The sequence below is a fragment of the Pseudomonas sp. NPDC089534 genome (assembly GCF_044749305.1).
GTDB classification, from domain to species: Bacteria; Pseudomonadota; Gammaproteobacteria; order Pseudomonadales; family Pseudomonadaceae; genus Aquipseudomonas; species Aquipseudomonas ekonensis.
Genome location: NZ_JBIVHR010000143.1, coordinates 1 through 10,472 on the forward strand (window position 1 = coordinate 1; position 10,472 = coordinate 10,472).

Consider the following 10,472-nt stretch of genomic DNA (forward strand, 5'->3'; position numbering starts at 1 on the left):
TGCTGGAAATCTTCTACGCCCGCAACATGCCGAGCTGAGATTCCCGAGCAATAAAAAAGGCGACTGCCCTGGGGCAGTCGCCTTTTTTATTGCCGCTGAGCCAGCGGCCGTCTGGCCGTGTCCTCGCTGATGCCATCGCCCGCAGGCTGGCTCCCGCGAGGAGCGTTGAGCGTTCAGATCCGGTAGGTGCTCTTGGTCATCACCTTCGCCAGCAGGCTCATCCCGAACTTCACCGGCGCCGGGAAACGGAATCCGCCGGCCTGCAGCGCGCTTTCGGCATGGTGTTCCTCATCGACGCGCATCTGCTCCAGGATCGCCCGGGACTTTTCGTCCTCGGCGGGCAATTGCTCCAGGTGCTCGTTCAGGTGCTTGCACACCTGGTGCTCGGTCGCGGCGACGAACCCGAGGCTGACCTTGTCGCTGATCAGTCCGGCCACGGCCCCGATGCCGAAGGACATGCCGTAGAACAGCGGGTTGAGCACGCTGGTGTGGCTGCCCAACTGATGGATGCGCTGCTCGCACCAGACCAGATGATCGATCTCTTCTTCGGCGGCATGCTCCATCGCTTCGCGCACCTGCGGCAGCTTGGCGGTCAGCGCCTGGCCCTGGTACAGCGCCTGCGCGCAGACTTCGCCGGTGTGGTTGATGCGCATCAGGCCGGCGACGTGGCGGGTGTCTTCGTCGCTCATCTGCGCATCGGGCTGCACGATGGCCGGCGACGGGCGATGCGGCTGACCGCTGAACGGCAGCAAGGTGCGCATGGCGGCATCGGCTTGCAGCAGAAGACGGTCAATCGGCGAGTAGTGACGTTGGGTAGTCATGCTGACCTCCGGGAGGAATCTCGGCGGCCAGTTTAACCGAATCGGCCCGAGAAGGATTGCGCTGGGTCATCGTGACTCAGGGGGGATTCAGACTTCTGCGGGAGCGGGCAAGCCCGCTCCCACCGAAAGGCTCAGCCCGGCGGCCAGTTCATCTGGCGCTGGCCGAGCACATGCATATGAATGTGGTAGACGGTCTGTCCGCCTTTCTCATTGCAGTTCATCACCACCCGGAAGCCTTCTTCGCAACCCAGCTCCAGCGCCAGGCGCTGGGCGGTGAACAGGATGTGTCCGGCCAGTGCCTTGTCGTCTTCGGTCAGGTCGTTGAGGGTGCGCACCGGCTTTTTCGGGATCACCAGAAAATGCACCGGCGCCTGCGGGGCGATGTCGTGGAAGGCCAGGACCTGGTCGTCCTCGTAGATGATCTTCGCCGGGATTTCCCGGTTGATGATCTTGGTGAACAGAGTATCCACAGCTGTTTTCTCCGTTGTGTGGGGCGGGTCGAGTGTACCCATGCGGGTTCACTGCGCCCAGCCGTTTGCCTGCCGGCCTTTCAGCGCGGGCAGTAAGCCTTGTTGACCATGCCGGTGACGGTGCGGTTGAGCCAGCGCGAGCCGAGGCGCGGCAGGAAGGCGAACCAGCGGTTCATCCTGCCGGGGATGATGATCGCGCGGTTCTTCTCCAGGGCGCGCACGGTATACAGCGCAACCTCTTCCGGGCTCATCAGCAGTCTGCTGTCGTTGATCTTTCCGTCGTTCAGTTGGGCGGTTCGGAAGAATGCCGTGCGGGTCGGCCCAGGGCAGAGCACCGAGACCTTCACCGCGCATTTCTTCAGCTCCACCCGCAGCGCCTCGGAGAAGTGCAGCACATACGCCTTGCTGGCGTAGTAGGTGCTCATCCACGGGCCGGGGTTGAAGGCCGCGACCGAGGCGACGTTGAGGATCTGCCCGCCGCCCTGCAGCGCCATACTGTTGCCGATGGCGTGGCAGAGGCGGGTGAGGGCGAGGATGTTCACTTCGATCAGGTCCTGCTCGGTCATCCAGTCCTGGGCCAGGAACGGGCCGCAGGTGCCGATGCCGGCGCAGTTCACCAGCAGGTCGATCTGCCGGTCGCCTTCTTCCAGCTCCAGCAGGAAGCCGGACAGGCGCAGCGGCTCGCCCAGGTCGCAGGCACGGAACAGCACCTCCACGCCGAAGCGCTGGGTCAGTTCGATCGCAATGCTTTCCAGCTGATCACGCTGTCGGGCCACCAGAATCAGGCTGCGGCCCCGGCGGGCAAGGGCTTCGGCCATGGCCAGGCCGATGCCGCTGGAGGCGCCGGTGATCAGAGCGTAACGGGTCATGCGGTTCTCCATCGCAACAGCTCCGCGCCGGCGACGCAGGTGTCACGGGCTGGAGCGCTGTTCATTCTTTGGCAGAGTCTACAGGGGGCTGGGCCGCTTCGGCTGCTTCGTCCACCGAAATCGTTGCGGGTTCGGCCACGGCGTCGATCTCGTCGGTGGTCACCGAGCCGCTTTCGTAGCTGCTTTCCAGGCTGCTTTCGTACTCCTCCTGGATCGCCGAGATGCCGCCGACCATCGCGCCCGCGAAGATGAGCCCGACGAACACGATCCACAGCGAGCACAGCACCTTGACCGCCGTGGTGTTGGGGGGCGGCGGCGGGCCGTAGCGGTTGGCGCCCGCATTGCCCGGCATGACCATCATCACCAGCGGAAAGACGCTGCCCACGAACGGCACGAGGTTCAGCAGCCAGAGCCAGCCGGACCAGCCGATGTCGTGCAGGCGCTGGACGCTGAACAGGATAGTGACGAGGCTGAAGGCCAGGAACAGGAAGAAGGCGACGATGCCGCCGATGATCAGGCCGGTGGTGGAGTCTGTGCTGACCAGGCCCAGTCCGATGAAGGCAAAGACGCCGATGACAGGCAGGGTCACCAGGCTCAGCACCATCGTCCAGGCCAGGAAGCGCAGGCGACCGATCCGGCCCTCGACGCTGAACGGATTGAGCGGGGCGAACGCCGGGAGGCGGTCGCCGACGTCGGCCCGGGGCGGGGCATAGGGCGAATCCGGCTCCGTCGGGGCCGGGGCCTGTTCGTGCACGTCGGCCAGGTTCAGCTCAACCGTGGTTTCAGGCTCGATCCGGGCTTCGATGCCGGTCTTGCCCAGCGCCTGCAGGTAAACCTGGGCGTCGCCGTGGGACAGGTCATGTTTGAGGGCGACGGGACGGCCGTTGAACAGGCGCTCGATGGCGGCTACATCGCTCTTGAACAGGTCCGCCAGGTTGAGCTTGGCGGTGGTGATGTCGACACCGGGCTGCAGGGCTCCGTCGAATACGATCTTGTAACGGGGTTCGCTCATGGCCGGGCATCCTTGTCGCGAGATGAATTGAAGGGGACGGTGTCGCAGTCGGAGAGTGTAAGGCCAGCCGTCGCCGGGCTGGCCATTTTTCTCAACGTGGCCAGCGATCCGGAAGGCGTGCCGCTTGTTCCAGCGCCTGGCGGTACTCTGCGTCCAGGCGGGCCACCAGTTGATCCACGCTCGGCAGATCCTTGATTTCGCCCACGCCCTGGCCCGCCGACCAGACGGTTTTCCAGGCCTTGGCTTCATCGCTCAGCGGCTTGAGCTTTTCGCCGAAGTTCACCTCGCCCTTGCCTTGCAGGGCGGCCATGTCGAAACCGGCGGCCTCCAGGCTCTGGCGCATGAAACTGGCCGGGACACCCGACACGGCAGGAGTATGGATGATGTCTGCGGCTTTGGCAGTCAGCAGCATGTCCTTGTATGCGTCGGGCGCGTGACTTTCGGTGGTACCGATAAATCGGGTGCCGAAGTAGGCCAAATCCGCGCCCAGCACCTGGGCGGCGAGAATCTCATGCCCGTGGTTCAGGCATCCTGCGAGCAGCAGGGTCTTGTCGAAGAACTGACGGATCTCCGCGACCAGCGAGAACGGGCTCCAGGTGCCGGCATGGCCGCCGGCGCCCGCCGCGACGGCGATCAGGCCGTCGACACCGGCCTCGGCGGCCTTTTCCGCATGGCGGCGAGTGGTCACGTCATGGAACACCAGGCCGCCGTAGCTGTGGACGGCATCGACCACTTCCTTGACCGCGCCCAGGCTGGTGATGACGATCGGCACCTTGTGCTCGACGCAGATGTTCAGGTCCGCCTGCAGCCGCGGGTTGCTGTGGTGGACGATCAGGTTCACCGCATACGGCGCCGGGTTTTCCAGCAGTGCCAGACCCGCTTCGATCTGTTCCAGCCAGGCCTTGAAGCCACTGCTTTCGCGCTGGTTAAGCGCCGGGAAGCTGCCGACCACGCCGTTGCGGCAGCAGGCGAGCACCAGTTCCGGGTTGGAAATCAGGAACATCGGCGCGGCCACCACGGGCAGGCGCAGACGTTGATCGAGCAAAGCGGGCAGCGACATTGGAAGTACCCCGATGAGTTGTGCTTATGAAGGTTAAAACGGTCGAACCACGACCAGAATTACAATAACAAGCAATATCAGAACTGGCACTTCGTTGAACCAGCGATAAAAGACATGGCTGCGGGTGTTTTCGCCACGGGCGAAACGTTTGACGTAGGCGCCGCACGCATGGTGATAGCCGATCAGGAGCGCGACCAGCGTCAGTTTGGCGTGCATCCATCCGCCTTGGGTGAAGTAGGCGCTCGGGTTGAGGCTGATCAGCCAGCCGCCGAAGATCAGCGTCGCGATCATGGCCGGCCCCATGATGCCGCGGTACAGCTTGCGCTCCATGACGCTGAACCGTTCCTTGCTGACGGCGTCCTCGCTTTGCGCGTGATAGACGAACAGCCGCGGCAGGTAGAACAGCCCGGCAAACCAGCAGACCACGCTGACGATATGAAACGCTTTGAGCCACAGATAGAGCATTGGATTGATTCCCAGGTTCACGGTAGCCGGATAGTAGAGGCTCGGGCGGCCGCACGTCACCATGACGGTTGTCGCAGGGGCGCGCGGCCCCTATCATCGACGCCTTTCCAGTGGGTTCGTTGAGGGCAGGTTCATGGTCAAGGTCGGTATCGTCGGCGGCACGGGTTACACGGGTGTCGAACTGCTGCGTCTGTTGGCGCAGCATCCGCAGGCAGAGGTGGTGGTCATCACTTCCCGATCCGAGGCCGGCATGGCCGTGGCCGACATGTACCCGAACCTGCGCGGCCATTACGACGGCCTGGCGTTCAGCGTTCCGGACATCAAGACCCTGGGCGCCTGCGACGTGGTGTTCTTCGCCACTCCCCACGGCGTGGCCCATGCCCTGGCGGGCGAACTGCTGGCCGCCGGCACCAAGGTCATCGACCTGTCGGCGGACTTCCGCCTGCAGGACGCCGACGAGTGGGCCAAGTGGTACGGCCAGCCGCACGGTGCGCCGGAGCTGCTGGACGAGGCGGTCTACGGTCTGCCGGAAGTCAATCGTGAACAGATCCGCAAGGCGCGCCTGATTGCGGTGCCGGGCTGCTATCCGACCGCCACTCAGCTCGGATTCCTGCCGCTGCTCGAGGCCGGCCTGGCCGATGCCTCGCACCTGATCGCCGACTGCAAGTCGGGCATCAGCGGTGCCGGTCGGGGTGCCTCTGTAGGATCGCTGTACTCCGAGACGTCGGAAAGCTTCAAGGCTTATGCGGTGAAAGGTCACCGCCACCTGCCGGAAATCCGCCAGGGGCTGCGCCGCGCGGCGGGCAAGGACGTCGGCCTGACGTTCGTTCCGCACCTGACGCCGATGATCCGTGGCATTCACTCCACGCTCTATGCGACCGTGGCCGACCGTTCGGTGGATCTCCAGGCGCTGTTCGAGAAGCGTTACGCCAACGAGCCGTTCGTCGACGTCATGCCGGCCGGCAGCCACCCGGAGACCCGCAGCGTGCGCGGCGCCAACGTGTGCCGGATTGCTGTGCACCGTCCGCAGGACGGCGACCTGGTGGTGGTGCTGTCGGTCATCGACAACCTGGTCAAAGGCGCATCGGGCCAGGCGGTGCAGAACCTCAACATCCTGTTTGGGCTGGACGAGCGCATGGGGCTGTCCCATGCCGGCATGCTGCCGTAACAGGTTCTTGCGAACAGCGGAAAGGCCCGGGATACGGGCCTTTTTGCATTCTGATCGGCGAAAGTCCCTATTGATATACCGTAACAATAGTTGACCGATTTTCTAGGACAAGCGGATAATGCGCGTCATCACGCAATATGACGGCGTAACGCCGGGAGATAGTCAGCATGAGCGTCGAATCCTTCACCCCCACGGCTTTGCAATTCACCCAGGGTGCCGCGCACAAGGTGAAGAGCCTGGTCGATGAAGAGGGGAATGATCGCTTGAAGCTGCGCGTATTCGTTACGGGCGGCGGTTGTTCAGGTTTTCAGTACGGCTTCACCTTCGATGAGGATGTGGCCGAAGACGACACCATCGTCGAGCGCGAAGGCGTCAGTCTTGTGGTCGACCCGATGAGCTTCCAGTACCTGGCGGGTGCCGAGGTGGATTACCAGGAAGGCCTTGAAGGCTCGCGGTTCGTGATCAAGAACCCGAACGCGACCACCACCTGCGGGTGCGGCTCTTCGTTCTCGATCTGAGCATTTCTTACGTTACACGGCAAAACGCCGCAGCCCCTCACGGTGCTGCGGCGTTTTGCTGTCTGCGTTCTGATCAGTTGGGGTAGATGGCGCCCAGTACGCGCAGGCCGCGGGCGCCGGTGACGCTTGGGCGATTGGCGGCGATGCCTTCGAGGCAGCAGTGGGCCAGCCAGGCAAACGCCATGGCCTCCACCCAATCCGGGGCGACGCCATGGGTGGCTGTGCTGGCGACGGTCGTGTCCGGCAACCGCTCGGCCAGGCGCCGCATCAGCGTGGCGTTATGGGCTCCGCCGCCGCAGACCAGAAGCTCTCTGGTCTGCGATTGGGCCGTCTGCAGGGATTCCACGATGGTATGCGCCGTCAATTCGAGCAGCGTGGCCTGGACGTTCTCGGCCGGAAGGCTCGGCAGGCGCGACAGGTGCCGTTCCAGCCAAGGCAGGTTGAACACCTCCCGCCCCGTGCTCTTCGGGCCTTGGGTGGCGAAGAACGGATCGCTCAACAGGGCCTTCAGCAGGGTTGGCTCGACGTTGCCGCTGGCCGCCCACGCTCCGTTGCGATCATAGTTTTCGCCGCGCTGCCGGTGTATCCAGGCGTCCATCAACACATTCCCGGGGCCGCAGTCGAAACCGGCTACAGGTTTGTTCGGCTCGATCAGACTGAGATTGCTGAAGCCGCCGACATTCAGGACGGCGCGATTGCCGTCATTCTCTTCAAACAGGGCCTCGTGGAAGGCCGGAACCAGAGGTGCGCCTTGGCCGCCTGCGGCCACATCGCGGCTGCGGAAGTCACTGACCACGGTGATGCCGGTCAGCTCGGTCAGCAGGGCGGGGTTGCCGATCTGAACCGTGAAGCCGCGCGCAGGCTCATGACGAATGGTCTGGCCGTGGCTGCCGATTGCCCGGACGTCTTCGGGCTTGAGCCGCTGCTGCTCCAGAAGGGCATTGATGCCGTGCGCAGCGAGCGTCACCCAGTTCTGTTGGGCAATGGCCGAGCGGGCGATTTCGTCGGGGCCGCTGGCGCACAAGCCAAGCAGCTCGGCGCGCAGGGATTCGGGCATGGGGAGGTAGCGCGTGGCGATCAGCCTGATCGCCGAGGTCTGTTCGATCAGGGCGATGTCCAGACCGTCGAGGCTGGTTCCGGACATCACGCCGATATAGAGGGCCATGGCTCAGCGCTTGCTCGAAGCCAGCAGCGTGGCCTTCTCTTGATCCATGCGCGCCATCAGCGGCTGGCTTTGAGCGAGGAAGCGGGCGCGTTCGGACTTGGCGATCGGATCGGCCATCGGCAGCTTCTGGCCCAGCGGATCGACGTGAACGCCGTTGACCTGGAACTCGTAGTGCAGGTGAGGGCCGGTGGAGAGACCGGTCGTGCCGATGTAGCCGATCACTTGGCCCTGCTTGACGGTGCCGCCGGTTGTCACACCCTTGGCGAAGCCCTGCATGTGGCCGTACAGCGTGCGGTAGGTGTTGCCGTGCTGAATGATCACGGTGTTGCCGTAACCGCCGCGGCGACCGGCCAGCAGCACTTTGCCGTCGCCGGCGGCCTTGATCGGCGTGCCGCGGGGAGCCGCGTAGTCGACCCCTTTGTGGGCGCGGATCTTGTTGAGGATCGGATGTTTGCGGCCCATGGAGAACTTCGAGCTGATGCGGGCGAAGTCGACCGGCGTGCGGATGAACGCCTTGCGCATGCTGTTGCCGTCGGCCGTGTAGTAGCTGCTGTTGCCTTGCTTGTTGGTGTAGCGCACGGCGGTGTAGGTCTTGCCGCGGTTGGTGAAGCGTGCCGACAGGATGGGGCCGTTGCCGACGGCCTTGCCGTTGACCACTTTCTGCTCGTAGATCACGTCGAATTCGTCGCCCTGACGGATGTCCTGGGCAAAGTCGACGTCGTAGCCGAACACGCTGGCCATGTCCATCGTCAGGCTGTGCGACAGGCCTGCACGGGCGGCGGATTGCGAGAGGGAACTGTTGATCACGCCGTGGACATACGCGGTGCGGACGGTCGGCTTGGCGGTGATGCGGTTGAAGGCGTAGCCCTTGTCGTTTTTGGTCAGGGTAATGGTTTCGACATCGCTGACCTTGCTGTGCAGGTTGATCAGCTGGCCTTCGGGGTTCAGTTCGAACTCGAGTTTCTGACCATGCTTGAGCTGGCTGAACTGCTTGGCTTGCTTGTCGCTGGCCAGCACCTCATGCACGGCGGCGGAGGGAAGACCGACCTTTTCAAACAGCGTGGACAGCGTATCGCCCTTGGCGACGATCACTTCCCTGTGTCCTGGGGCCTTCTTTGCTTCGACCGGCGCTGCCGGTGCGGCAGGGGCCTGGGCGGTTTGCGCGACGTTCTCGTCGCTGTTTTCGATCTGTGCGAAAGGAGAGGCGACCGGCTCGTTTGTGGCTTGTACGGCGTCGGCGGCGTCTTGATCTTGTGTCAGTTGTTCGGCAGGACTTTCCAGCTCAAGGCTCAGGGTCGTCTTTTTGGCTTCAACATCGCTGGAAGGGAACACCAGCAGTGCCAGACTGAGAAGGGCGGCGATTCCACTTGCGGCGAGCAGGTGGGTCTTCGGGTAAAGCGGTGGCGCTTTAGACGATTCGGTGGTCATAAAGGACTTTGACTTTGAAAAAGATGAATTGGAAAAGATGAATGACATGATGAAGATGAAATAACTGTATAAAATATAACCAAATCATCTCTGAAGCAAGCCTGCAGGCGCTCTGTCTGTGGGCTGGCGTCCGTGTGCCGGGCAAAACTTGTATTTGGTGCGCGATCTTGTATGGTTGGTTCCCTTTGAATCTGAGCCTTGCGGGTCTGTTATGAAGTCGGTTGAAGAGCAGCTAGCGCTGATTAAACGTGGTGCGGAAGAACTGTTGGTCGAGTCCGAGCTGATCGAAAAGCTCAAGCGTGGCCAGCCGCTGCGTATCAAGGCCGGCTTCGATCCGACGGCGCCGGATCTGCACCTTGGGCACACCGTGCTCATTAATAAGCTGCGTCAGTTTCAGGAACTGGGGCATCAGGTGATCTTCCTGATCGGTGACTTCACCGGAATGATCGGTGACCCGAGCGGCAAGAGCGCTACCCGTCCGCCGCTGACCCGCGAGCAGGTGCTGGAAAACGCCGAGACCTACAAAAGTCAGGTGTTCAAGATTCTGGATCCGGCAAAGACCGAAGTTGCCTTCAACTCCACCTGGATGGATCAGATGGGGCCGGCAGACTTCATTCGCCTGACCTCGCAATACACGGTTGCCCGCATGCTTGAGCGCGACGACTTCGACAAGCGCTATACCACCAATCAGCCGATCGCCATTCATGAGTTCCTCTATCCGCTGGTTCAGGGGTATGACTCGGTCGCCTTGCGTGCCGATGTCGAGCTGGGCGGCACCGACCAGAAGTTCAATTTGCTGATGGGGCGTGAGCTGCAGCGTGGCTATGGCCAGGAAGCCCAGTGCATTCTCACCATGCCGTTGCTTGAGGGGCTGGATGGCGTCAAGAAGATGTCCAAGTCCCTGGGTAACTATGTCGGCATCCAGGAAGCCCCTGGCGTCATGTACGGCAAGCTGGTTTCGATTCCGGACACGCTGATGTGGCGCTACTTCGAATTGCTCAGCTTCCGTTCGATGGATGAGATCAATGCCCTGCGTGCGGATGTCGAGGCGGGCGCCAATCCGCGTGACATCAAGATCAAGCTGGCGGAAGAGATCGTTGCGCGCTTCCATGGTGAAGAAGCTGCGGCCAATGCGCACCGTGCGGCAGGCAACCGCATGAAGGATGGCGAGCTGCCGGAGGATCTGCCGGAGATCGAATTGACCGCTGCTGAGGACATGCCTATTGCGGCAGTTCTTAATAAGGCAGGGCTGGTGAAGAACTCGGCCGTTGCGCGTGATCTGCTGGGCTCCGGTGGTGTGCGTGTCGATGGCGAGGTGGTTGATCGCTCCTTTATGTATGCGTTGGGTGCGACCCATGTCTGCCAGGCTGGCAAGAAGGCTTTTGCGCGTATCACGCTGAAGGCTGAGTAAATTTGAAATAAGGAGTTGACGGCGAATTTTAGTTCTCTATAATTCGCCCCACTTCCGGCGCAGTCGAAACGGAAAACTCCTTGAA

General features: G+C 62.6%; 11 protein-coding genes. 3 read left to right on the plus strand and 8 right to left on the minus strand.

What is annotated here, in order from left to right; all coding sequences use genetic code 11:
• Positions 1 to 173: 173 nt before the first annotated feature.
• From coq7 to hemJ, 6 genes are all read right to left on the minus strand, one after another.
• Positions 174 to 821 carry a 2-polyprenyl-3-methyl-6-methoxy-1,4-benzoquinone monooxygenase gene (gene coq7, locus ACIP0B_RS26795; RefSeq protein WP_085586218.1) on the minus strand — a complete coding sequence of 216 codons (648 nt, stop codon included), beginning with the start codon at positions 819 to 821 and terminating at the stop codon, positions 174 to 176.
• A 131-nt stretch (positions 822 to 952) separates the two neighbouring features.
• Positions 953 to 1,291 (minus strand): histidine triad nucleotide-binding protein, encoded by a 339-nt coding sequence (locus ACIP0B_RS26800; protein WP_003228789.1) that lies wholly within the window; start codon positions 1,289 to 1,291, stop codon positions 953 to 955.
• A gap of 80 nt (positions 1,292 to 1,371) precedes the next feature.
• The gene (locus tag ACIP0B_RS26805) at positions 1,372 to 2,160 is read right to left on the minus strand and encodes an SDR family NAD(P)-dependent oxidoreductase (RefSeq protein ID WP_400837846.1); all 789 of its coding nucleotides are present in this window, start codon (positions 2,158 to 2,160) and stop codon (positions 1,372 to 1,374) included.
• A gap of 61 nt (positions 2,161 to 2,221) precedes the next feature.
• Positions 2,222 to 3,172 (minus strand): DUF805 domain-containing protein, encoded by a 951-nt coding sequence (locus tag ACIP0B_RS26810; RefSeq protein ID WP_400837849.1) that lies wholly within the window; start codon positions 3,170 to 3,172, stop codon positions 2,222 to 2,224.
• Between the two features lie 91 nt (positions 3,173 to 3,263).
• Positions 3,264 to 4,232 (minus strand): NAD(P)H-dependent flavin oxidoreductase, encoded by a 969-nt coding sequence (locus tag ACIP0B_RS26815; protein WP_400837852.1) that lies wholly within the window; start codon positions 4,230 to 4,232, stop codon positions 3,264 to 3,266.
• Between the two features lie 33 nt (positions 4,233 to 4,265).
• Entirely contained in the window at positions 4,266 to 4,697 is a 432-nt protein-coding gene (hemJ, locus tag ACIP0B_RS26820) for a protoporphyrinogen oxidase HemJ (protein ID WP_400837854.1), read from the minus strand.
• A 133-nt stretch (positions 4,698 to 4,830) separates the two neighbouring features.
• Between hemJ and argC the strand changes: the two genes are divergently transcribed.
• Positions 4,831 to 5,865 (plus strand): N-acetyl-gamma-glutamyl-phosphate reductase, encoded by a 1,035-nt coding sequence (gene argC, locus ACIP0B_RS26825; protein ID WP_400837857.1) that lies wholly within the window; start codon positions 4,831 to 4,833, stop codon positions 5,863 to 5,865.
• Between the two features lie 167 nt (positions 5,866 to 6,032).
• Complete coding sequence (erpA, locus tag ACIP0B_RS26830; protein WP_003228776.1) at positions 6,033 to 6,383, plus strand: iron-sulfur cluster insertion protein ErpA; 351 nt, start codon at positions 6,033 to 6,035, stop codon at positions 6,381 to 6,383.
• A 73-nt stretch (positions 6,384 to 6,456) separates the two neighbouring features.
• Here erpA and ACIP0B_RS26835 read toward each other — a convergent pair whose 3' ends face one another.
• Both ACIP0B_RS26835 and ACIP0B_RS26840 read right to left on the minus strand, forming a co-directional pair.
• Positions 6,457 to 7,548: an anhydro-N-acetylmuramic acid kinase gene (locus tag ACIP0B_RS26835; protein WP_400837860.1), complete on the minus strand. Its 1,092-nt coding sequence runs from the start codon at positions 7,546 to 7,548 to the stop codon at positions 6,457 to 6,459.
• A gap of 3 nt (positions 7,549 to 7,551) precedes the next feature.
• A complete protein-coding gene (locus tag ACIP0B_RS26840; protein WP_400837863.1) occupies positions 7,552 to 8,976 on the minus strand; it encodes a peptidoglycan DD-metalloendopeptidase family protein in 1,425 nt (474 codons plus the stop codon).
• A gap of 211 nt (positions 8,977 to 9,187) precedes the next feature.
• Here ACIP0B_RS26840 and tyrS point away from each other — a divergent pair, with 211 nt between their 5' ends.
• Complete coding sequence (tyrS, locus tag ACIP0B_RS26845) at positions 9,188 to 10,387, plus strand: tyrosine--tRNA ligase (RefSeq protein ID WP_400837866.1); 1,200 nt, start codon at positions 9,188 to 9,190, stop codon at positions 10,385 to 10,387.
• Positions 10,388 to 10,472: the final 85 nt, after the last annotated feature.

Bases quoted from the DNA above. Each gene is read 5' to 3' on its own strand.
- coq7 (WP_085586218.1), bottom strand. From the start codon at position 821: ATGACTACCCAACGTCACTACTCGCCGATTGACCGTCTTCTGCTGCAA.
- ACIP0B_RS26805 (WP_400837846.1), bottom strand. From the start codon at position 2,160: ATGACCCGTTACGCTCTGATCACCGGCGCCTCCAGCGGCATCGGCCTG.
- ACIP0B_RS26810 (WP_400837849.1), bottom strand. From the start codon at position 3,172: ATGAGCGAACCCCGTTACAAGATCGTATTCGACGGAGCCCTGCAGCCC.
- ACIP0B_RS26815 (WP_400837852.1), bottom strand. From the start codon at position 4,232: ATGTCGCTGCCCGCTTTGCTCGATCAACGTCTGCGCCTGCCCGTGGTG.
- hemJ (WP_400837854.1), bottom strand. From the start codon at position 4,697: ATGCTCTATCTGTGGCTCAAAGCGTTTCATATCGTCAGCGTGGTCTGC.
- argC (WP_400837857.1), top strand. From the start codon at position 4,831: ATGGTCAAGGTCGGTATCGTCGGCGGCACGGGTTACACGGGTGTCGAA.
- erpA (WP_003228776.1), top strand. From the start codon at position 6,033: ATGAGCGTCGAATCCTTCACCCCCACGGCTTTGCAATTCACCCAGGGT.
- ACIP0B_RS26835 (WP_400837860.1), bottom strand. From the start codon at position 7,548: ATGGCCCTCTATATCGGCGTGATGTCCGGAACCAGCCTCGACGGTCTG.
- ACIP0B_RS26840 (WP_400837863.1), bottom strand. From the start codon at position 8,976: ATGACCACCGAATCGTCTAAAGCGCCACCGCTTTACCCGAAGACCCAC.
- tyrS (WP_400837866.1), top strand. From the start codon at position 9,188: ATGAAGTCGGTTGAAGAGCAGCTAGCGCTGATTAAACGTGGTGCGGAA.